Consider the following 20,585-nt stretch of genomic DNA (forward strand, 5'->3'; position numbering starts at 1 on the left):
GATCATTGGTATTAATTAGAGTCTGAATTTCATGGAATCACTTTCACTCGCACAAGCACAAAAAATGGTATTGCTTTCACAAAAATTGCCACCTAAGAAGCAACCCCCAAAGAAGCAAAGTAGTGGGGGCGCTTTGGCGAACACGCTGTCTGCGATTGAAAACCTTGGCTATGTGCAAATTGATACCATTTCGGTGATTCAGCGAGCCCACCATCATACGTTGTGGAATCGCAATCAGGGCTACCAATTGAACCATCTGGATAAGCTGTTAGAGCGTCGAGAAGTGTTTGAATATTGGTCGCATGCCGCTGCGTATTTACCTATGCGTGACTTCCGCTTCAGCCTACATCGCAAGAATGGCTTTGCGAGCGGTAAGCTCAAGCATTGGTATAAAAAGGATGACGCACTGATGGCTCATGTTCTCAAACGTATTGAGAATGAAGGGCCGTTGATGGCGAAAGACTTTGAAGGGGATCGACCAAACCCCGGAGGTTGGGGCGGTAAACCGGCTAAGCAAGCTTTAGAAACCTTGTTCATGCAAGGCGATTTAATGGTGCCAAGCCGAGTTAATTTTCATAAGGTGTATGACCTAACCGAGCGAGTTCTACCGAGCGGAATTGATACCTCTGAGCCGACAGAACAAGAGTACATCGAGCATCTGATCACGCGTTATTTAGAAGCGAACGGTGTGGGAATCGCATCTGAGATGAGCTATCTCCTTAAGAACACCAAACCACTGATTCAGAAAACACTCCAGCAGATGCTTGAAGACAAACAAGTCGTGAAGGTGGATGTTCAAGGCTCTGACTATTATGTGTTGCCTAATGCGTTTGAGCTTCTGAATCAGTCTCTTTCTCGAACTAAGTTAAAGATATTGTCTCCGTTCGATAATCTGTTGATTCAACGTAAGCGAATGCAATCACTGTTTAACTTTGATTACCTTCTTGAGTGTTATGTTCCTGAAGCCAAGCGCCAGTTTGGTTACTTTAGTTTACCGATTCTGTGGCAAGGTAAGCTGGTGGCGCGAATGGATTGTAAGGTTGACAGGAAGACCCGTTTACTCAACATTCGCAACTTAGTTGTTGAAGACAGAGTTAAAACTCATGAGTCATTGATTCACGCTTTATGCGAAGAACTAAAGCACTTCATGGTGTTTAACCAATGTGATGAGGTGGTCGTCCATAACACCACGCCTTCCGACCTTGGCAAGCGCTTGATGAGTCATTGGCAAATGGTTTAACGTTTATCGCTGCTTAAAAGCCCTAGTTACATAAACCATCTCGTTATTCAGCAAGCTCGGCTAATAAAAACTCGACAAAGGTTCTGTTCTTCAACGACAGTTGCTTGGTTTTGTAGAGCAAGTGAATCGGCTTGGGTAACGGCGCCATGCCGGGTAGGATTTCCAACAGAGCACCACGCTCAATCTCTTCTGAGACTAAGATAGTCGGCTGTAACAACACGCCCACGCCTTGTAGGGCTGCATATCGCAACACATCCCCATTATTCGACATCAAACGCACTTGCCCTTTATTCACCGCGCTATGCGTTGCTTGGTGGTTCTGAGAGGCTAGGAGTTGCGCTTCATTGTTTTGCGTACTCCGCGTTTGTGCATCTCGACCACTCACATCACGACGACTGCTATAACTGAATCCAAGTGATGGGTGTCGCGCGAGATCTTCTAATACACGAATCTCTGCATGTTGGTTTAGGTATGCAGGAGCTGCGCAGTAACACATCTCGTAATCCCCTAAATATCTGGCGACTAAACTGGAGTCAGACAGGTCACCAATTCGCACAATTAAATCAATATCCGAAGAGTAGGGATCAACAAGATCGTTGTTCAGTACGAGCTCGACATTAATCGTCGGATTATTGGCAAGGAACTTCGCCACTATCGGGGCAAGCACCTTGTTCCCATAGGTCACTGGGCAGTTTATTTTGACCGTGCCTTGAGGCTGGTTTTCTAAGGTTTGAATTAGATTTTCAGCATTGCTGATGTCTTCCAGAATTCGTTTACATTCTCGATAGTAGAGCTGCCCTGAATCGGTTAAAGACTGCTTGCGTGTGGTGCGATGAATCAGTTGAGAGTTGAGGCTCGATTCAAGATGATGGACATGTTTACTGATCATGGTCGCCGACAGGTTGAAGTGGTTGGCGGCGCTGCGAAAGCTGCCCTGTTCCACTACGTAAACGAAGACTTTCATGCTGGTTAACTTATCCATTAAACACTCTTGGTTGATAAATAATAAACAAAAGGTGAGTTTATCAATTATTAGGGGTTAATTATATTAATGGCAAATCGATAATTAACTAAAATAAGAGCGTGAAATGCCTCAAACGAACGAAACCATCTTTGTTACTGCCGAACTTAAGATTAAAACCAATATTGAACGTGAGGCTGCGGTTGAAGCCATCGAACAGTTTTGCCTAGATATGCGGAGCGAATCGGGCTGCCTACAAGCAATAGCAACCTATGACGAAAACCAAAGCGATCGTGTGATCTTGCTGGAACAATACGTTAACCGCGAAGCGATCAATCAGCACTTTGGAATGCCTCATACGCAAGCATTTATCGAGCGTGATATAACTGAATTAGTACAAGCCTTTGAAACTCACAAGAAGGATATCTAAGCATGAAATGGGGAATCCTAGGAACCAGCTTTATCTCAGGCGTTATGGCGGATGCGATTAAAGGCGATACTCTAAGTGAACTGTATGCCGTTGCAGGACGCACAGAGAAAACACTCAATGAGTTTGCAGCGCAGTACCAACCAACACGAACCTTCAACAGCTATGAAGCCTTGATTGAAGATGAGTCGGTCGACATTATCTACATCGCGCTACCTAACCACGTCCACCACGAATACGTGATTAAAGCCGCTCAAAAAGGCAAAGCGATTCTGTGTGAAAAATCGTTATCGGTTGATATGGAAAAAACCGAACAAGCTTTACAAGCCATAGAAGAAGCGGGCGTATTTTTCGCAGAAGGATTGATGTACTTAAACCATCCATTGATTGCCAAGCTTCATCAAGAACTGGCGACTGGTGAGATTGGTGAAGTACGCTCAATTCAAGGCTCATACGTTGCGGCGATTGACCAGTTTGTGAACCCTGCGAGTAAAGGTGCGCTATACAACTTGGGTTGTTACCCAATGTCGCTGATTCACTCTGTCGCGCAACACCAGTTTGGTGAGAGTGTGTTTGATGATCTGCAGATCTCAGCCATTGGCCGACGTAGTCAAGATGGAAATATCTGCGAGTCGTCAGCAATGATGCGATTCAATGACCACTTCACTGCGCAAATCCATACTGCAGAAGACCACGGCTTAAAGCATGGCTTTACGATTTTAGGCAGCAAAGGTTGCATCACTCTCGACACCAACCCATGGTTACCGACTGAAGAGAATACATTCACGGTTGAGATCTATGAAACATCGAAACGTGAAGTAAAAGTCGAAGCGCAAGGTGACGGCTTCCATTATCAAGTGCGCAATATCCGAAAAGCGGTTGAGCAAGGTGACACACAGCTTGCAGCACCTATGGCGACTCATCAAGACTCTCGCGTAATCATGAAGTTACTGACTGATTGGGAACAAGCGGCGAGCTAGTTTCTTTGTCAAACCCTGTACACGCCTCATACTTGGTAGCTTCGTAAGCTATCAAGCATGAGGTGTTTCTCTAATCCCTCTCGCCCATTATCCTCAATAAATACTTTGCATTTGAAACAGCCACAGTGTCCAATATCGGTTAAGACAATATTGACTTAAAAACCTTATTTTTTAAGGTGTTAAATAGGATGCCTGCTTCATGCGTAAATCAGATAAGAAGATCGAAAATCAAATCAGAGATGTGCTAACTGACGTTTGTGAAGACACGCTAAAAGGCTTCGATGGTTTTTTGTGGGTGACTCACTCGGTCAACTTCTCTTCATTTCCGCAAAGTTTGAAAATCGTCTGTGTATTCGATAGCAATCAAGATAGAACGAATTTCTTAGAGGTTGGTGGTCAACAGCAGGTGGCTTCCGTTATTCAAAGCGCATTCAATCAGGTTGGGATTAAGCTGAAGAGCATTGATAAGCACCTAAGCTTCGATACACAAGAAAATTGCGACCGTGACCACCAAGGTAAGTGGAATTTAAGGCTGTAATTCTCCCCCCTGAACCATCTTGATATTTGATCAACGGTACCGGATTTTGGTGGTGTTGCTTTGGAAACACCACAATCTCTTTCTATCCAAAATTCTCATTTTGAGAATAATTGCCCCCTCAATTTTCACTATCTGTGAAAGTTACCTTACGAGAAAAATTAAGATTATAAGTTTTGAGTTTTCCTTGTAACGCGCTGAGTTTGAATATCTATTTATATAGGCTGCTGGCAGGTAACTGGCTTTCAGGCGGAGCACCCTTGATCAATACTTATATCTAACCAATACTTTTTCTTATTTTGATTCCTAAATTGACACGTAAGTTGGCTGACTTTTCGTCTCGTTATATGAGTTACGACAGTATCGATTAGGAAGTTTTGATAATGAAAACCTACAATCTCTGGGTACTAGCGCTCATACCATCATACTTGGTTGCTAGTCACTCATTTGCCGTTGGTACAGCGGTAGTATTACCTGGGCAACATGAGCCCGGCACTGCTCTCGACGGCTCTCCTTTGTCTGCGGATGATGTTATCGATTGGGAGATCGCTAACAGCGACATTGTATTCGGCGCTTATTCAGACATTACTGACAACCAGCACGCTACAACAATTGGTTATATGTATAACCAAGCGATGGCGGTGAATTCGGGTTGGTTGGAGAACGATCTGCGTAATCAAGCCGAGTTGGATGGCATTAATTTCGAAGACTATTTCCTTCATTTCTCCGAAGATACGGTCATTGCTGAAGTTGATAAAACGCACGGTGAAAACACGCTTTTAAACCGAAAACCCGTAATTGTCGGGTACACAGCCACTGAAGACCATGCGGGTTTTTGGCTTTACCAACAACCACCGTGGGATGCGGACGTATTTGAGAGTTTCGAAAGCGGTGGAGCGCTTTATATCTACCATGCTGAGCCGTTTGATCGTTTAACCTTCAAGTTTTCTCAGTTTGCTGCAGGTGGCGAGTTTTGGATTGAATACCCAGCAGCCGTTGATTCTCATGGGTTGGTATCGCAGTGGCAAACACTAGAGATCAAGAAAGATAGAACCCTCAATATGACCAAAAACCAGTTTGTGATTTGGAACCCACCAAGTGATTGGGTGAGAGCATCGACACACGATGGCAGTGGTGCAAGCTATGGTGGTGGGCAGTATTTTGGTTCAACCTTTGTAAGAGATGGCGGGCGCTTTTATGTTGTTAGGGTTCGTTGGCAGGGGGATAACCCACAAGACCGCCCGCGTTTGAAAGACGTGACGCTGAAAAACAGTTTTCCGACGGTGAAACTGACCGATGCACCAACAGTCACGCCAGATGGAAGTCTTATCAGCCAATGGCGAAAAATCCGTGGTTTTGATGTCGCTGCAGACCTCAATGGTGATAACTACTTGTCACAAAGCGAGTACCGCAAGCGCACAAACAAAAATGCTACCGCTCGCTTTCGCTGGGAATCGAGAGTCATTCCATTTGGTCGAATGTGGAGTGCAAATTCCTCTTGGGCGTTAACGAATATGGATAGTTTGGACTACCTATCGGCAATACAGGGCTATTACCAACAAAGTTGGGGCGAACAAGGTCTCAATGGTGCTTACAACGATGATACCAATAAGCTGATCGGCTCTAATCAATTCTTTGTTTACTCTGGTGGGCATGTCCAGGAGCTTGGTGCGGTCGCTGGCTCAAGTGAAGCGGATACAATCTATAAATTGCAATTTTCAGAGTTCCTGAAAAATCTATCATTGTTGGATAGTGCTGCGTTGATTGGATTGAATATAGGAACGGCAAATTTGCTAGGAAGAAATGGTCAATCTCACTTACGAGAAGCCGGGTCTCTATACCTCAGAGAGCATTATATTTTCCCTTCTACCGGTTTTAGTGGCTACTCAGGAATATCAAAACATTGGGATAACTCTGCACTCGCTTATGCTGAGCAGGGCGTTATTTTTCAGGCAACTACGCGCTATGGACGAGTTCACCATTACGGGAATAGTGAACAAAACTGGAAGCAAGATCAGTACTCTGCTTTAGCGATTTACCATTTGAGTCGCCACCCTCACTATAGCTATTTTAACCAATGGAATAACGGCTATGTATATGGCAGTGGCAATACCACATCAGATAACTTTTGGCGGAGTGGTATACCTAAGAATTTGGCGTATCAGCCAAGCTCGCTGTTAGCTATTGAGTTAGGTGAGCCAGCGAACCACATTCCACAAAGCTTTGACGCGATCCCTCTAATGCTCTCGACAAGTACGCCTGTGCCGGCTGATTACACCATAGTCGGTGATACATCGATGAACGAAATGGTACACCAAGACTTACCCGATGGAATGACACACGTATTGCCGACATTTACCTATTTTATCTACCAATCTGAAGAGCAAGTGGTCGCTGGTGGACCTGAAGATATGGTGTTAGCGAGAGAGTTTGATCATGGGCGAGTGCTGTATCGCACTGACTTCCACGGTAAGAGCGCAAGCTTTTATGAGATAGAGAAACTGACGATTACATTGGATGTTCCGATGAAGCCAGTCGATGCAGATGGCAATATTGGTGAATATGTTAATCAGATAGAAATTGGCGGGTATGAAGGGTTGTTTCTACTTTATTAGCGTGAAACTCGAGGTGCTTTCAGTTGTTTGTCGGGCTTCTATTTTGGAAGCCCACTCTTTGCCAAGATTGAATTAGGCTCTTGAAATCAGCTTGTTGTTTTTGCACTGTTTGAACTCTTTGGCGACCCATGACTTTTCATTCAAGCCATTGTCAATTAAGGCAAATAGGTAACCATCAACCTTGCTTGAAGCGGCTGGGTATTCTTGAAATACGTGCTTGGGATAGCCCGGGTAGTTCGTTTCATATTTGCTGTCTAGTCGCTTGCCTTGCTCTCGCCATTTAACGAATAGTTCTGAAGAAGAGGTTGGGTTCTTGTATTGACCTAGAATCCTTTGGTGATGAACCAATGCTACTTTAGCGCAATGATTAGTTTGAACGACTTTCTGTATTAACTCAGCTTGTGTTTCGCTCATGGTTTTCGCTAGTGCGTTTTCTTGCTCGATGCGCTCTATTCGCTCACCGAAGGTTTCAGCGTGCGTAGAAAAGATAACAGAAATGGGTAAAACCAATGCCAAAAGGCGCTTGCAGAACATAACCTAACTCATTGAATGGATTCGTGACTATTATGCCGTTGAGTAACAATATTATTAACGAATAAAGGGACTTAATTGTAAGAATTATTTTTATCGAGTGGATTAATAAATACTAAGTTCTTTTAGTTATTCACTTCCTGAATATCTTGGCTGTTTAGCGGGTAAGTATCATTTATTGGCTTGCATGAGAGATTAGCGCGTTGATTATAAATGTTGAATATCAATCTCTTGATAAGGGAAGCCAATGGCCTTGGCTGCATTTAGCAAGGCTTGCTGACTCTTGAACACCCTCGGCTGCATCTTTCTGTCAGACTCAAGAAAACTGTTTACTCCCCACTTATGACTCTTTACGAGCAGGTAATAACCATTAGTTCCTGGTGGAATCACTCCAATTGCAGCTTTCAAGTCTCCGCGGCAAAAGTGCTCTTTGAATTCACGTAACAGCATACCAACTTCCTTATTTGAATATTAAAAAAGGGAGCAAAGTGCTCCCTTATTGAGTAAGGTTAATGGTTATAGGAATGCGCGGTAAGGCAGTTCTGGATCATTCTTGAAGATGTCAGCAAAGCCACGGAAGTGCTGGTAGTGCATGCGACCTTTGTCTGTTGGGTAAGTGTACTTACCACCCACTTGCCAGAAGAAAGGAGCGAAGCCGTATTGAAGACGCTCTTTCTTCATGTTCCATAGCATTTCGATTTCACGTGGGTCGTTTTGGAAGTTAGCCCAGATGTCATGGTGGAATGGAACCACCACTTCACAGTTTAGAGATTCAGCAGCACGAAGAATATCTGAAGACGTCATTTTATCAGTCACGCCACGTGGGTTTTCACCATAAGAAAGCAATGCTACATCGATTTTGTGGTCGTTACCGTGCTTCGCGTAGTAGTTCGAGTAGTGAGAATCACCAGAGTGGTAAACAGAGCCGCCAGTTGTTTCTACCAAGTAGTTCACTGCGCGATCATCCATGCCATCCAGAATGTCTTTATCGATAGAAGACGTACCTTCTGGAAGAGTGACAAGCGCTGTACGGTCGAATGCGTCTAGAACCTTGATGTTTACGTCTTTGATGCGAATCTCGTCACCAACTTTAGCGATAACACAACGATCCTCTGGCACACCCCATTTCATCCATAAATCAACACACGCTTTAGGACCAATGAATTTCACGTGATCGCCACAGTTTTGTAGAACTGCTGCTGCAACGTTGATATCGATGTGGTCGCCATGGTCATGTGATGCCATTACCGCATCAATTTCTTTAATCGCAAATGGGTCTAGCGGGAAGATAGCAGTACGTAGGTTTGGTTGAAGCGCTTCAACACCACCCATACGCATCATTTGGTGTTGGTTTTTCATTTTTTGAACCGCTTGTGTCTTCTTACCAGTACCACACCAGAAGTCCATTGATAGGTTTGCACCTTCTTCTGATTTTAACCAGATACCTGTACAGCCAAGCCACCACATAGAGAACGTGCCTGGTTCAACTACAGTTTGTTCAATCTCTTCATTTAACCATGTGCCCCACTCAGGGAATGTATTTAGGATCCAAGACTCGCGAGTGATTTCGTTTACATTGCTCATGATAATACCTTTTATTTCAATAATTTGATTAATTTTGGATGTAGGGAGCCGAGCGCCTTAATTTGGACTAAGGCACTGAGCTGAAATTTATTATTATTTGAGGGCGGGTTAGCCCATAAGATTTACACTAAGATGACTTGCGTCCCTTGAGCTTCAATCTTTTTAACCACGTCTGGGTTGGCATCTTTACCGGTGATTACGATGTCAATTTGTTTAGCATCGCAAAACAGCATTCCGGTCCTTTGTCCAACTTTAGAGCTGTCTACCACAACGACTAACTTGTCGACTTGTTCTAACATCTGTTGCTCGGCAACCGCGGTTAGCATGTCGGCTTTATAGAGACCTGCATCAGTTAACCCTTTACCTGACGTAAACATCCAGTTCCCGGCATATCCACCCAATGAGTTTGGTGCTGGGTTTAAAAAGATGTTTTGTGCCTTGTTGTATTGGCCACCAATGATGATCACGTCGTCATGATCTTCGTTGATCAAGTAGCTGGCTAGTGGGAAATAGTTCGTTACGATCTGAACGTCTTCTCCACACAGTTGTTGACCCAAAAGGAAAGCGGTGGAACCACAGTTTATGACTACAGTGTCACCCGCCTGACAAAGCTCGGCCGCGGCATGCGCTATTTGAGCTTTCTCTTCATAAAACTCAGTACTGTTGATATTGAGCGGTGACCACTTTCTCTTTTGGTTTTCTATTCTTTCGGCGCCATTTCGTACTTTTCGAAGTCTACCTAGCTCATCTAATTTTGCGATATCACGTCTAGCTGTCGCCGGTGAAACACTAAAATTATCAATAATATGAGAGACATTAATCGTCTGCATTTCTTCTAGTAACGACAGGATGCCGTTGTGTCTTTGCACTTCGTTCATATTTATCACTCTATTTGTCGTTGTGACAACTTGATGATTACTTTTGATTTGTTTTGATTCTAATAATCACATTTGTGATTGTCAAATCCTTGCTGTTGTAAAACAAGACTTTAATCACAAGTTTTTATAAGTTGTTGTTTTTGTTGATTTTTATGTTTTTGGGTGTGATCCAATGCCCAATTAACCACATTCTAATGGTGGATAATTGATATAAATCAAAGTAATCACAAGTGAGCATTGAATGATTACTTTTGATTGTTAAAGTCTATCTCGTGAGCAAAACAAGACATCACTGAATCCTACAAATCATTAAAAATACAAATTATATCAGGGGTAAAGATATGGAGTTCTTATACGATATCTTCTATATTTTTTATAGTCAGGTTATGACCAAAGCACCTTTGCTGCTTGGTATCGTAACTTGTCTCGGTTACATCCTTCTCAAACGTGACGCAACAACCGTTATCTCCGGTTCAATCAAAACCATTGTTGGCTTTATGATTGTTCAAGTGGGTGCGGGAACGCTGGTAGCAGGTTTTAAACCTGTTATTGAAAAGATGAGTGAAATTCATGGACTGACAGGCTCGGTAATCGACCCTTACACCTCCATGATGGCCACAATGGAAACCATGGGTGACAATTACTCTTGGGTTGGGTACGCAGTACTTATGGCGCTAGGCATCAACATTCTATTGGTTGCCTTCCGCAGAATCACGGGTATCCGTACCATCATGCTTACGGGACACATCATGTTCCAACAAGCTGGCTTGATTGCTGTTTTCTATTTCGTGCTAGGCGCGGGTATGTGGGAAACCATCATCTACTCTGCAATTCTGATGGCTCTATACTGGGGCATCTCTTCCAACATCATGTTCAAGCCAACACAAGAAGTGACAGGTGGAGCGGGCTTTTCGATTGGTCACCAACAGCAATTTGCATCTTGGGTTGCAACTAAAGTTGCTCCGAAGTTGGGTGATAAAAACGACAGCGTTGATCACATTAACCTACCGAAATGGCTACACATTTTCCACGACAGTATTGCTGCGACTACGTTAGTCATGACGGCATTCTTCGGCATCATCCTTCTCTCTTTCGGTCTTGATAACCTTCAAGAGATGGCAGGTAGCACGCACTGGCTTATCTACATCTTCGAAACGGGTCTGAAATTCGCAGTAGCGATTCAAGTAATCGTAACCGGTGTACGTATGTTCGTTGCCGAGCTCTCTGAAGCGTTCAACGGTATTTCTCAACGTCTCATCCCGAATGCGGTTCTTGCGATTGACTGTGCGGCTATCTACGCATACTCACCAAACGCAATGGTGTTCGGTTTCCTTTGGGGTGCAGTGGGTCAATTCACAGCAGTATTGGCGATGTTGGCTTTCGATGCGCCAATTATGATTATCCCTGGTTTTATTCCAATGTTCTTCTCTAACGCAACGATTGGTGTGTTCGCTAACCACTTCGGTGGCTGGAAAGCGGTGATGAAGATCTGTTTCGTGATGGGCATTATCGAAGTAGTTGGCTCAGCTTGGGCTATTCACATCTTCGCGCAATCAGGTACTGAGTTTAACGGCTGGATGGGTATGGCTGACTGGGCTCTCGTATTCCCACCAATCATGCAAGGTATCTCTAGCTCTAGCATGTTCTTCTTTGTTGTTGTCGCACTTTCTGGTGTGTACATGTACTTCGCATCGAAAGCACTACGTGCTGAAGAAGACGGCGAAGCGCAACAAGCACAAACCATAACAGCAGTAACACCAGAAGGTGTAGAGGTTGAGGTTGAAGCGCCCACTTCTCAAGCGCCAGTGAAATCTCAAGCGGTGGCTGAGGCTCCACAAGCGAGCAGTGCTACTGAACAGAAACCAGTACGAGTTCTCGTGTGCTGTGGCTCTGGTCAAGGCTCATCAATGATGTGCTCTAAGAAGATCAAAGAGTTCTTAGATAAGAAAGGGATTCCAGCAACCACATTCAACAGTGCAATCACAGACTACAAATCACACTTAGGTTCATTCGACATCATCGTTACTTCGGTTGCGCTGGCTGAAAAGATTACCAACCTACCGGAAGGTAAACAGCAGCTAGCAGTGAAGAACATGATCATGGTGAAAACCTTTGGTGATGAGCTGATTTCACTTATCGAAAACAACTTCCACAAATAATTGAGCTAGCCCAGCGGCAAAGCGGCTGGGCTAATAAAAATACTAATAACAAATTACTAAGTGAGCAAAACAATGAACTTGAAAGAATCTCTGATTACCAACAACTCAATCCAACTTAATGCAAAAGCAACCGACTGGCAGTCGGCTATCAAAATCGGTACTGATGCTCTAGTTAAAGCAGGTGTGGCTGAAGAGCGTTATCACGACGCGATCATCAAAGCGATTTCGGCTGAAGGCCCATACATCTGTATTCACGACGCATTTGCTCTACCGCATTGCCGCCCAGAAGATGGCGTGATCAAAACAGGTTTTGCGTTAACGGTCCTAGAAACCCCAGTTCTTTTTGATGATGTAGATGAGCCAGTTGATGTGCTGATCACTTTGGCAGGTAAAGATTCAGAAGAGCACATTGAAGGCACGATGCAGGTCGCGAACCTAATCGAGTTTGATGAAGATTTCTCAAAACTACGTGCATGTAAAACACCGCAAGATGTGGCGAACCTGATTGATATGGCGCTCGCACAAGCTGAAGCGGCTTAAGGAGTCGATATGTCCAAATATAGCCAATTGAAACAACGTGTTTTAGAAGCAAACTTGCAGCTTCCTAAGTACGGCTTAGTGACATTTACCTGGGGTAATGTTTCTGAGTTTGACCGTGAAAATGGCGTGATAGCGATTAAACCTTCAGGTGTTGAATACAGTGACATGACGGCTGAAGACATGGTGGTAGTGGATTTAGAGGGCAACATCATCGAAGGCAAACTGAATCCTTCAAGTGATACTGCTACTCACCTAGAGCTCTACAAAGCATTCCCAGAAATCGGTGGCATTGTTCATACCCACTCTCGCAGTGCAACGATTTGGGCGCAGGCGGGCATTGATATTCCAGCTCTCGGTACGACACACGCTGATTACTTCTACGGAGATATTCCGTGCACTCGCAAGCTCTCAAATAGCGAAATTGCGGATCAGTATGAGAAAAACACTGGCTTGGTGATCATCGAAGAGTTTATCCAGCGCCGTATCGACCCGATGGCAGTACCGAGTGTGATTGTGGCGGGGCATGCGCCTTTCTCTTGGGGCAAAGATGCCAAAGACGCCGTACATAACGCGGTGGTGCTAGAGGAAGTGTCGGCCATGGCATTGGCTACACGCTCGCTGAACAGTGGCATCAAGATTCAGCCGGAGCTATCAGACAAACATTACCTACGTAAGCACGGTGAAAATGCTTACTACGGGCAGCAATAAGCGTGATGTGAGGAGAGGCGATGTATCAAGTATTGGCGTTAGACCTTGATGGAACCGTGTTGACCGATGATCACACTATCCATCCTGAAGTGAAAAAAGCGATCCAAGAGGCCAAGCAACATTGCCATGTGATGATCGTGACTGGTAGGCATCACACCGCAGCAAGGCCTTATTACTATGAGTTGGGGCTAGACACTCCAATTATCTGCTGCAACGGAACCTATGTGTATGACTATCAAACCGAGACCGTTTTAACTCAGGACGCTATCGAACATCAACACGCTCTGACGTTCATCGACCTAGCACAGGAATACAAGCTGAAGATGGTGATGTATATCACCGATGCGATGACTTACTCCAACTACAACCCATTCGCCTACATGTTGGCGTTGGAAGAGTGGGCTGAGCAAGCACCAGAGCACCACAAGCCAAATATCTATCGCGTGGATTCATTCTCCGAAACGGCGAAGAACACCGAGTTTGTGTGGAAGTTTGTGGTGGAAGGGGAGCAAGAGTCGGTTGATCGTTTAATGCAAACGCCTTGGGTTAAAGGCCACTTTAATGGCGAACGTTCGTGGTCGAACCGAATCGACTTTGCCGCCAAGGGAAATAGTAAAGGCTTACGCCTTGCTGAATACGTGAATGAACTGGGGTTTCAACCCTCTCAAGTGATTGCCATTGGCGACAATCACAATGACATATCAATGCTTCAATACGCAGGCTTAGGTGTAGCGATGTTTAATGCTGACGACACCGTCAAATCGAACGCTCAAGCCGTATGCAAAACAGACAACAATCAAGATGGCCTTGCCCATCTAATACGTGAACAAATTAAAGGATAAAACCATGACTAAACCAATGATTCAAATCGCCCTAGACCAAACGAACCTACCTGCTGCTATTGAAGTGGCGAACAACGTAGAGAGCTACGTAGACGTGATTGAAGTGGGGACTATCCTTGCGTTCGCTGAAGGAATGAAGGCGGTTTCGACACTGCGTAAAAACCACCCTGACCATATCTTAGTGTGTGATATGAAAACCACAGATGGTGGCGCGATTTTGGCTCGTATGGCATTTGAAGCAGGTGCTGACTGGATTACGGTTTCAGCTGCTGCGCACATTGCGACCATTGATGCGTGTAAGAAAGTCGCTGATGAGTTCAATGGCGAAATTCAAATCGAGATCTACGGTAACTGGACAATGGAAGACGCTCAAGCATGGGTTGATTTAGGTATTACACAAGCGATCTATCACCGTTCTCGTGATGCTGAGTTGGCGGGCGTGGGCTGGACAGAAGCGGACTTAGTGAAGATGCGTGCTCTGTCTGAGCTGGGTATCGAGCTTTCTATCACTGGTGGTATCGTGCCAGAAGATCTGTACCTATTTGAAGGCATTAAAGCGAAAACCTTCATTGCTGGCCGCGCGTTGGCGGGTGAAAAAGGCCAAGAAACCGCTGAAGCACTGAAAGAGCAAATCAACCGCTACTGGAACTAGGAGGCGTTATGTACCAAAACTTAACGCGCCATCGTGTCGGGCTTTATGAAAAAGCCCTTCCGAATGACTTAAGTTGGGAAGATAAGCTAAAAACGACGAAAGAGTTAGGCTTTGATTTCCTTGAAATTTCGGTCGATGAATCTGATGAAAGACGCAGCCGTTTAGACTGGTGCGATGAAGAGGTTTATGGCCTACGCCGCTTGTGTGAAGAGCATCAAGTGCCGTTGCAGTCGATGTGTTTGAGTGCACACCGCAAGTTCCCATTTGGCTCAGCCGATCCGAAAGTGCGAGAGCAAGCCGTTATCCATATGGAGAAGTCCATTACGTTGGCATACAAGTTGGGCATTCGCACCATTCAGCTTGCAGGCTATGACGTGTATTACGAACCTGCAGACAAAGCGACACACCTGCGTTTTATCGAAGGTATGAAGCTCTCGGCACAACTAGCGGAGCGAGCAGGGGTGATGCTAGCGGTTGAGATCATGGATACGGATTACCTTAACTCTCTGAGTAAGTTTGAAGTGTTGAGCCGTGAGATTGACTCGCCTTATTTCACTGCGTATCCAGACGTCGGTAATATCTCAGGTTGGAACTATGACATCGTGACAGAGCTTAAGCTGAGTAAGCCGCGTATTACGCAGATTCACCTTAAAGACACGTATCGCGTCACTCCTGAATATAAAGGGCAGTTCCGTGATTTAGTGATTGGCGAGGGAGAAGTCGATTTCAATGCGATTTTCAAAACATTGAAAGAAACGGAGTGTGTAGTACCACTTGTTATCGAAATGTGGGCGCAAGATGAACATTGGAAAGAGAACATCTTGAAAGCTCAGGTTCGCTTAAACGAAGTTTGTCGTCAAACGGGTGTTATGCCCCTGTTTGGAAATGAATAGCTTGGGAGCTAATCGCTTGGAAGTAAATCGTTTGGACAAGAAGCGCTTGGAAGCTAATCGCGTAGATTGAGATTGCGCAAAAATAACAGAATAGCAGCTCAGTTGGCTTAATCGATTAGCGAATCAAACATCGCTAATGTCAGAAAATTCATGCTCCTTTCTGACAATAAAAACGTGCAGCATATTGCCCCCAACATGTTGCACGTTCTGCTTTTTCTGCGGTGAAGGACTCGATCGCCGTTGGTTAGATAGCAACAGTGATGTGGTCGCGTCCTACCTTTGCCATCTCCATCAGAACTTCAGTGTGGTACTTCTTCTTCACGGTAACGTGAGTACCAATCTCACTGGCAATCTTTACGATTTCTAGTGCGTCTGTTGGGTGTAGAGAAGAGTCTTTTGTGATTTCGATGTTTACGCCTAGTTTGACGAGTTCAATTGCGTCGGTTGAATGCATGGTATTTTTCCAAAATTGAATTTTGGTGGACTATATCACTTTCATTTTATTCAACTCTATACGCATTCCTCAAAAACGGATATCGATCCGATCAAAATAGGATTTCAAGAGTAAAAGCACTTATTGTTTACCACTGCAAAAACTATTTACCGTATTGGTGGCGGAGATCATATTCACAACAAGAATTGATAGTTCCGCTGCGCTGTTCTTATTATGATAAGTGGTAAAAGGATTAAAAAAGTCATGCCGAATTTAGACAAATATAAAGGAATTATCTTTGACTTAGATGGTACCTTGGTTAATTCCATGGTTGCCCACGCCCATGCTTGGGAATTGACTTGCAGTAAGTTCAACATCCCTTATGACAAAGAGTGGTTGGATCAACTGGGTGGCATGCCTTCACGCAAAGTCACGCTTGAGATCATGAAGCGATATGACTTATCTCTTGACCCACAACTGATCACCAAAGACAAAATTGCAAACTTCGAAGCAATTGAGCACAAGGGCGACGTATTACCTGAAACCTACGCCATATTAGAGCGTTATTATCAGCTCAAGAAAGTGGGTATTGGTACGGGCGCACAAGCTAAGCATGCTAAAGCCATTCTAGATACCACCGACATTCCTTCAATGATCACTGCGCTTGTGACCTCCGATGATGTCGATAATCACAAGCCTCACCCAGATACGTTTTTGAAAGTCGCGCAGCAACTTGATGTATTACCAAGTGACTGTGTTGTGTTTGAAGACACACTCATAGGGCAGCAAGCGGCGAGCAGTGCCGGGATGGACTGTTTTATGGTGGAAGAGGGGGTTGTCACCACCTTCATACCTGCCAACAACGAATAACTCAAATATACAATAATGACCTCAAGGAACCCTATGAAAGATTACCTTATCGCGCCTTCCATTCTGTCTGCTGATCTTGCTCGTTTAGGCGAAGATGTTGCAAATGTCATTGCAGCAGGTGCTGATGTGATTCACTTCGATGTAATGGATAATCATTATGTACCTAACTTAACCTTTGGTGCTCCGGTGCTAAAGGCTCTGCGTGATTACGGTATTACTGCTCCCATTGATGTCCATTTAATGGCAAAACCCGTTGATTCAATGATCCCTGATTTTGCAAAAGCAGGGGCGAGTATGATTACTTTCCATGTTGAGGCGTCTGAACATGTTGATCGTACGCTACAGCTGATCAAAGAGTGTGGTTGCCAAGCGGGCGTAGTGCTGAACCCTGCAACACCGTTAAGCCATTTGGATTACATCATGGACAAAGTGGATCTTATCTTAGTGATGTCTGTGAATCCTGGCTTTGGAGGCCAATCGTTTATTCCTGCGACGCTAGATAAACTGCGTGAAATTAGACGACGTATTAACCAAACGGGGCGCACAATTCGTTTGGAAGTCGATGGTGGGGTGAAAGTAAATAACATAAAAGAGATTGCTGATGCCGGTGCTGACATGTTTGTTGCTGGGTCGGCGATTTTTGATAGTGAAGACTATCAGCAGACGATTGACGCTTTGAGAGCGGAATTGGCTAAGTAGCGCCAACAAAGGCTCGACAATTAATAGGCTTGGTCTCCCCTTGATCTAAAGGGGGCTCCAAGCCTTTTTTTATATCTCTCAATCTAGAGTGAATATTGTCTAGAAGAGCCTTAAGGTGTGGTTAGCTTATCTATAGCGTGACCAAACTAACGATTTACCATTGTGTAATAAAACTACAGAAATTGTTGACTTCAATCACATTTAGGAGGAAAATTAGCCATAGATCACACAACAACGAGAACGAACAATGAATGCTACAGTAATCACAAACGAAAGCAGCAAAACATTAGTAAAACCTTCTGTAATGAATGAAGTTCTTTTCTTTGCAAAGTCTACGGCAATTATGGGTGCAATCATCCTACTTGTTGCTTCTGCTTGGGTTTAATCTCAACAGATAAACACTAGCTAAGTGTGATCAGGGGTGATGCAATATCACCTACTGATACAACTTAGTTCAAGCTCAATTCAACTTTTCCTTACTTCCCTTGTACTTCCTTCATCAGTCATGCTGATCTCTATCTCATCGTTATATTTAAACTCTATTTAAGCGATTGATTTAGCTTGGTGCTTCACCACCGACCAATACAACACGACCATGCCGATATAAGCCAATGCTGGCGCAACATAGCTCATACTCAGCGTAAATGCGTCAATTAAGCTCGCTTGTACAAAAGGCAATGCAATTCCACCAATAGAACACATGATCAGAATCGCGGCTCCTTGTGAACTCTGTTTGCCAGCAGCTTGAAGCGCTTGAGCGTAAATGATCGGATAAAGTGTCGAGTTGCAAAGGCCGACGACCAGCAGTAAATAGCCTGTCCAAAGGTGATCAAACAGCAATGCGACGATACTGATAGCAATGGCAACCGAGCATGAACACAAAAACAGAGTGTGTGAGTTCAGACGTTGGCCAAACTTGGCAAACAACAAACGGCCAATAAACATAAATACCCAATACGCAGCAATGATTTGGGTAGCTGAGATAAGCCCTAAATCACCATACTTTGCGTCTGCCAGGTAGGTGATAGTGAAAGTACCAAAACTCACTTCAACCCCAATGTAGAACAGAAGAACCAGAGCCAATTTTAAGAAAGGGTGATTTTTCAATAACGTTAGCAACCCACGCCAGAAGCCATTTAGTTGCTTAGGTTTAATATCAGGGACATCAATGCGCTGAAAGAATACGAGCAAACCAAGGAAAAAGAGCGCGATCAGTAGAAAGAGAATGGAGACTTGCTCGGCTGTGCTGTTAATTTGATAACTTGTCGCTATCACTACTACCGCACTCAGTACTAAAGGCCCCAACACCGTTCCTATCGAGTTAGACGCTGTTGCGATGCTCTGTCTAATCACGCTTTTATCGGGTGTTGAAAGCAGAGACACATAAGGTGAGCTGACGACTTGAATAGCAGAGAGCCCCGATGCCATTAACAAGATACCAAGCAAGGTAAGCGTTAATTCTTGTGAGCGGACTAAATAAGCCATCACCAAGCAGCCTAATACACACCAAAGTAAACAGACTTTTAATGTGCGGCGATAGCCGATTTTTGCCATTACGAATGATGTCGGAAGCGAGACGGTCACTCGAGTGATAAAAAACGCCATCGGAAACAGCATTGCCATTTTATAGTCGAGAGCAAAAGCTTCTTTGTAATAAGGAATGAGTGAGTTACTTGAAACGGTGATTAGCCCCCAGATAAAAAATATCAGAGACAGCAAAACCAGAGGGGCATCTTTTAACTGGAATACTTTCATAGTGATTCCTTATAAATAGCGACAAAAAAAGCAGAAGATGATCTTCTGCTTTTGATTTAAGTTACTAACAATTAGTCACGTACAAAATTAATGTGATGCACATGAATATTGTATTTTTCGATGATCACCTTAGTAGCGTGCATGCTTTTAATGCGAGCGTCAGAGTCGAGGGCTTCCGCCATTGCTGACTCACTTTAGTAGCTGTGCTGCATCATAAGTAGCAGGTTTTTATGGCTTTCTGCTTCAATCGCTTCAGGTTTATTCAACGTTAAACCCTGATTATTCGGGAAAGTGCGAATGATCGGTGCGACTTCATTTTCCATGTATTGGTAGAAGTCTTGTTTTTGCTCTTCGGTTAAATCAGCTTCGAAAAATGCGGTGCGAAAAATAGTCATGATCGCTCCTTATAGCTCAAAGCCAGATTGGTTCGCGATTGACTTCAAGGTTGCTTTCGCTTGTTTGATGTCTTCTAACCAGTTGTCATTTTGAGCCCACATCTCGATCACTAGTGGTGCGCTGTAATCAATGTCTGCCAAGGTTTTGAAAATTGCAGGGAAGTCGACTTGGCCTTCACCAATCACAAGATCTCGGAACTGACCTTTACAGGTTTCAGAAACGCGCAGTGTATCTTTTAGATGCACCTGAACTAGGTGGTCACGGCTCAGTTTCAGTTCAGTACAAACATCGTAATTCCAACCAGAGATATTGCCGACATCTGGGTAGGCCATGAAGTAAGGAGATGGGATCTCACGTTTTAGTACTTCAAACTTGCTTAGCGAGTTGAGGTAAGGCGTATCCATGATCTCCACGCCCAGCATAATGCCAGCACGCTCTGCCATTTTCGTTGCTTGCTTCATACCATCGATAAAGCGTGCATGTGTTTCAGATGATTGTGGCTCGTAATACACGTCGTAGCCCGCCATTTGAATACAGCGGATGCCCAGTTTGTATGCAAGAGAAATCGCTTTCTCCATGATGATGAAAGACTCTGTGCGAATCCCTTCATCCATAGAACCGAATGGGAATTTACGGTGTGCGCTTAGACACATTGATTGGAAAGGCATTTGATGCTTTTCACATAGGCGGCGAAGCTCGTAAATTTCTTCGTCTGACCAATCGAGACGTGCACGACGCTCGTCGGTCTCATCGACAGAGATTTCGACAAAGTCGAAACCTGCGTCTTTAGCATAAATAAAACGTTCTTCCCAAGTGAGAGAAGCCGGCATTGCTTTCTCGTAAATACCTAATCTGAATTTGTTTTTAGAATCAAACATTCTTTTTCC

At 44.3% G+C, this 20,585-nt stretch carries 22 protein-coding genes and 1 pseudogene; 14 read left to right on the plus strand and 9 right to left on the minus strand.

The window, feature by feature from the left end; all coding sequences use genetic code 11:
* Positions 1 to 31: 31 nt before the first annotated feature.
* On the plus strand, positions 32 to 1,240 hold the full coding sequence (locus F0232_RS00135; protein WP_105058501.1) for a winged helix-turn-helix domain-containing protein: 1,209 nt from the start codon (positions 32 to 34) through the stop codon (positions 1,238 to 1,240).
* Positions 1,241 to 1,283: 43 nt separating this feature from the next.
* Here F0232_RS00135 and F0232_RS00140 read toward each other — a convergent pair whose 3' ends face one another.
* Positions 1,284 to 2,222 (minus strand): LysR substrate-binding domain-containing protein, encoded by a 939-nt coding sequence (locus F0232_RS00140; RefSeq protein ID WP_061032081.1) that lies wholly within the window; start codon positions 2,220 to 2,222, stop codon positions 1,284 to 1,286.
* A 106-nt stretch (positions 2,223 to 2,328) separates the two neighbouring features.
* On the opposite strand from F0232_RS00140, the gene F0232_RS00145 reads away from it, so the two are divergent.
* From F0232_RS00145 to F0232_RS00160, 4 genes are all read left to right on the plus strand, one after another.
* Positions 2,329 to 2,631 (plus strand): putative quinol monooxygenase, encoded by a 303-nt coding sequence (locus F0232_RS00145; protein ID WP_061032082.1) that lies wholly within the window; start codon positions 2,329 to 2,331, stop codon positions 2,629 to 2,631.
* Positions 2,632 to 2,633: 2 nt separating this feature from the next.
* Positions 2,634 to 3,608: a Gfo/Idh/MocA family protein gene (locus F0232_RS00150; protein ID WP_105058500.1), complete on the plus strand. Its 975-nt coding sequence runs from the start codon at positions 2,634 to 2,636 to the stop codon at positions 3,606 to 3,608.
* A 199-nt stretch (positions 3,609 to 3,807) separates the two neighbouring features.
* On the plus strand, positions 3,808 to 4,146 hold the full coding sequence (locus F0232_RS00155) for a Fis family transcriptional regulator (protein ID WP_105058499.1): 339 nt from the start codon (positions 3,808 to 3,810) through the stop codon (positions 4,144 to 4,146).
* Positions 4,147 to 4,526: 380 nt separating this feature from the next.
* Positions 4,527 to 6,758, plus strand: coding sequence for a hypothetical protein (locus F0232_RS00160; RefSeq protein WP_105058498.1), 2,232 nt, complete (start codon positions 4,527 to 4,529; stop codon positions 6,756 to 6,758).
* 72 nt (positions 6,759 to 6,830) lie between these two features.
* Here F0232_RS00160 and F0232_RS00165 read toward each other — a convergent pair whose 3' ends face one another.
* The 4 genes from F0232_RS00165 to ulaR all read right to left on the minus strand — a co-directional run bounded on the left by F0232_RS00165 (position 6,831) and on the right by ulaR (position 9,751).
* Positions 6,831 to 7,292: a hypothetical protein gene (locus tag F0232_RS00165; protein ID WP_105058497.1), complete on the minus strand. Its 462-nt coding sequence runs from the start codon at positions 7,290 to 7,292 to the stop codon at positions 6,831 to 6,833.
* Positions 7,293 to 7,496: 204 nt separating this feature from the next.
* Positions 7,497 to 7,739, minus strand: a complete 243-nt coding sequence (locus F0232_RS00170; RefSeq protein ID WP_105058496.1) for a hypothetical protein — start codon at positions 7,737 to 7,739, stop codon at positions 7,497 to 7,499.
* 66 nt (positions 7,740 to 7,805) lie between these two features.
* Positions 7,806 to 8,873 (minus strand): L-ascorbate 6-phosphate lactonase, encoded by a 1,068-nt coding sequence (gene ulaG, locus F0232_RS00175; RefSeq protein ID WP_008215922.1) that lies wholly within the window; start codon positions 8,871 to 8,873, stop codon positions 7,806 to 7,808.
* A 122-nt stretch (positions 8,874 to 8,995) separates the two neighbouring features.
* The gene (ulaR, locus tag F0232_RS00180) at positions 8,996 to 9,751 is read right to left on the minus strand and encodes an HTH-type transcriptional regulator UlaR (protein WP_061032088.1); all 756 of its coding nucleotides are present in this window, start codon (positions 9,749 to 9,751) and stop codon (positions 8,996 to 8,998) included.
* Between the two features lie 341 nt (positions 9,752 to 10,092).
* Between ulaR and F0232_RS00185 the strand changes: the two genes are divergently transcribed.
* The 6 genes from F0232_RS00185 (at position 10,093) to F0232_RS00210 (ending at position 15,545) form a co-directional block, all read left to right on the plus strand.
* Positions 10,093 to 11,910 carry a PTS ascorbate-specific subunit IIBC gene (locus F0232_RS00185; RefSeq protein WP_105058495.1) on the plus strand — a complete coding sequence of 606 codons (1,818 nt, stop codon included), beginning with the start codon at positions 10,093 to 10,095 and terminating at the stop codon, positions 11,908 to 11,910.
* A 72-nt stretch (positions 11,911 to 11,982) separates the two neighbouring features.
* Positions 11,983 to 12,450 carry a PTS sugar transporter subunit IIA gene (locus F0232_RS00190; RefSeq protein ID WP_061032090.1) on the plus strand — a complete coding sequence of 156 codons (468 nt, stop codon included), beginning with the start codon at positions 11,983 to 11,985 and terminating at the stop codon, positions 12,448 to 12,450.
* 9 nt (positions 12,451 to 12,459) lie between these two features.
* Positions 12,460 to 13,158: an L-ribulose-5-phosphate 4-epimerase gene (locus F0232_RS00195; RefSeq protein WP_061032091.1), complete on the plus strand. Its 699-nt coding sequence runs from the start codon at positions 12,460 to 12,462 to the stop codon at positions 13,156 to 13,158.
* A 20-nt stretch (positions 13,159 to 13,178) separates the two neighbouring features.
* On the plus strand, positions 13,179 to 14,000 hold the full coding sequence (locus F0232_RS00200; RefSeq protein WP_061032092.1) for a pyridoxal phosphatase: 822 nt from the start codon (positions 13,179 to 13,181) through the stop codon (positions 13,998 to 14,000).
* A gap of 4 nt (positions 14,001 to 14,004) precedes the next feature.
* A complete protein-coding gene (locus F0232_RS00205) occupies positions 14,005 to 14,652 on the plus strand; it encodes a 3-keto-L-gulonate-6-phosphate decarboxylase UlaD (protein WP_008215914.1) in 648 nt (215 codons plus the stop codon).
* A gap of 8 nt (positions 14,653 to 14,660) precedes the next feature.
* Positions 14,661 to 15,545: an L-ribulose-5-phosphate 3-epimerase gene (locus F0232_RS00210; RefSeq protein WP_105058494.1), complete on the plus strand. Its 885-nt coding sequence runs from the start codon at positions 14,661 to 14,663 to the stop codon at positions 15,543 to 15,545.
* Between the two features lie 244 nt (positions 15,546 to 15,789).
* On the opposite strand, the gene F0232_RS00215 is transcribed toward F0232_RS00210, so the two are convergent.
* Positions 15,790 to 15,999, minus strand: coding sequence for a hypothetical protein (locus F0232_RS00215; protein WP_061032095.1), 210 nt, complete (start codon positions 15,997 to 15,999; stop codon positions 15,790 to 15,792).
* 243 nt (positions 16,000 to 16,242) lie between these two features.
* Here F0232_RS00215 and F0232_RS00220 point away from each other — a divergent pair, with 243 nt between their 5' ends.
* The 3 genes from F0232_RS00220 to F0232_RS00230 all read left to right on the plus strand — a co-directional run bounded on the left by F0232_RS00220 (position 16,243) and on the right by F0232_RS00230 (position 17,932).
* Positions 16,243 to 16,848: a beta-phosphoglucomutase family hydrolase gene (locus F0232_RS00220; protein WP_105058493.1), complete on the plus strand. Its 606-nt coding sequence runs from the start codon at positions 16,243 to 16,245 to the stop codon at positions 16,846 to 16,848.
* Between the two features lie 33 nt (positions 16,849 to 16,881).
* Positions 16,882 to 17,547, plus strand: coding sequence for a ribulose-phosphate 3-epimerase (rpe, locus tag F0232_RS00225; RefSeq protein ID WP_105058492.1), 666 nt, complete (start codon positions 16,882 to 16,884; stop codon positions 17,545 to 17,547).
* Positions 17,548 to 17,794: 247 nt separating this feature from the next.
* Positions 17,795 to 17,932 (plus strand): hypothetical protein, encoded by a 138-nt coding sequence (locus tag F0232_RS00230; protein WP_162884311.1) that lies wholly within the window; start codon positions 17,795 to 17,797, stop codon positions 17,930 to 17,932.
* 158 nt (positions 17,933 to 18,090) lie between these two features.
* Here F0232_RS00230 and F0232_RS00235 read toward each other — a convergent pair whose 3' ends face one another.
* The 3 genes and pseudogenes from F0232_RS00235 to F0232_RS00245 form a co-directional block, all read right to left on the minus strand.
* Positions 18,091 to 19,302 carry a sugar MFS transporter gene (locus F0232_RS00235; protein WP_105058491.1) on the minus strand — a complete coding sequence of 404 codons (1,212 nt, stop codon included), beginning with the start codon at positions 19,300 to 19,302 and terminating at the stop codon, positions 18,091 to 18,093.
* A gap of 71 nt (positions 19,303 to 19,373) precedes the next feature.
* Positions 19,374 to 19,697: pseudogene (locus tag F0232_RS25225) on the minus strand (hypothetical protein).
* A gap of 9 nt (positions 19,698 to 19,706) precedes the next feature.
* Complete coding sequence (locus F0232_RS00245; RefSeq protein ID WP_105058490.1) at positions 19,707 to 20,576, minus strand: L-ribulose-5-phosphate 3-epimerase; 870 nt, start codon at positions 20,574 to 20,576, stop codon at positions 19,707 to 19,709.
* Positions 20,577 to 20,585 lie beyond the last annotated feature (9 nt).

Source organism: Vibrio sp. T3Y01 (assembly GCF_013114525.1).
Lineage (GTDB): Bacteria > Pseudomonadota > Gammaproteobacteria > Enterobacterales > Vibrionaceae > Vibrio > Vibrio chagasii_B.

Bases quoted from the DNA above. Each gene is read 5' to 3' on its own strand.
- F0232_RS00135 (WP_105058501.1), top strand. From the start codon at position 32: ATGGAATCACTTTCACTCGCACAAGCACAAAAAATGGTATTGCTTTCA.
- F0232_RS00140 (WP_061032081.1), bottom strand. From the start codon at position 2,222: ATGGATAAGTTAACCAGCATGAAAGTCTTCGTTTACGTAGTGGAACAG.
- F0232_RS00145 (WP_061032082.1), top strand. From the start codon at position 2,329: ATGCCTCAAACGAACGAAACCATCTTTGTTACTGCCGAACTTAAGATT.
- F0232_RS00150 (WP_105058500.1), top strand. From the start codon at position 2,634: ATGAAATGGGGAATCCTAGGAACCAGCTTTATCTCAGGCGTTATGGCG.
- F0232_RS00155 (WP_105058499.1), top strand. From the start codon at position 3,808: ATGCGTAAATCAGATAAGAAGATCGAAAATCAAATCAGAGATGTGCTA.
- F0232_RS00160 (WP_105058498.1), top strand. From the start codon at position 4,527: ATGAAAACCTACAATCTCTGGGTACTAGCGCTCATACCATCATACTTG.
- F0232_RS00165 (WP_105058497.1), bottom strand. From the start codon at position 7,292: ATGTTCTGCAAGCGCCTTTTGGCATTGGTTTTACCCATTTCTGTTATC.
- F0232_RS00170 (WP_105058496.1), bottom strand. From the start codon at position 7,739: ATGCTGTTACGTGAATTCAAAGAGCACTTTTGCCGCGGAGACTTGAAA.
- ulaG (WP_008215922.1), bottom strand. From the start codon at position 8,873: ATGAGCAATGTAAACGAAATCACTCGCGAGTCTTGGATCCTAAATACA.
- ulaR (WP_061032088.1), bottom strand. From the start codon at position 9,751: ATGAACGAAGTGCAAAGACACAACGGCATCCTGTCGTTACTAGAAGAA.
- F0232_RS00185 (WP_105058495.1), top strand. From the start codon at position 10,093: ATGGAGTTCTTATACGATATCTTCTATATTTTTTATAGTCAGGTTATG.
- F0232_RS00190 (WP_061032090.1), top strand. From the start codon at position 11,983: ATGAACTTGAAAGAATCTCTGATTACCAACAACTCAATCCAACTTAAT.
- F0232_RS00195 (WP_061032091.1), top strand. From the start codon at position 12,460: ATGTCCAAATATAGCCAATTGAAACAACGTGTTTTAGAAGCAAACTTG.
- F0232_RS00200 (WP_061032092.1), top strand. From the start codon at position 13,179: ATGTATCAAGTATTGGCGTTAGACCTTGATGGAACCGTGTTGACCGAT.
- F0232_RS00205 (WP_008215914.1), top strand. From the start codon at position 14,005: ATGACTAAACCAATGATTCAAATCGCCCTAGACCAAACGAACCTACCT.
- F0232_RS00210 (WP_105058494.1), top strand. From the start codon at position 14,661: ATGTACCAAAACTTAACGCGCCATCGTGTCGGGCTTTATGAAAAAGCC.
- F0232_RS00215 (WP_061032095.1), bottom strand. From the start codon at position 15,999: ATGCATTCAACCGACGCAATTGAACTCGTCAAACTAGGCGTAAACATC.
- F0232_RS00220 (WP_105058493.1), top strand. From the start codon at position 16,243: ATGCCGAATTTAGACAAATATAAAGGAATTATCTTTGACTTAGATGGT.
- rpe (WP_105058492.1), top strand. From the start codon at position 16,882: ATGAAAGATTACCTTATCGCGCCTTCCATTCTGTCTGCTGATCTTGCT.
- F0232_RS00230 (WP_162884311.1), top strand. From the start codon at position 17,795: ATGAATGCTACAGTAATCACAAACGAAAGCAGCAAAACATTAGTAAAA.
- F0232_RS00235 (WP_105058491.1), bottom strand. From the start codon at position 19,302: ATGAAAGTATTCCAGTTAAAAGATGCCCCTCTGGTTTTGCTGTCTCTG.
- F0232_RS00245 (WP_105058490.1), bottom strand. From the start codon at position 20,576: ATGTTTGATTCTAAAAACAAATTCAGATTAGGTATTTACGAGAAAGCA.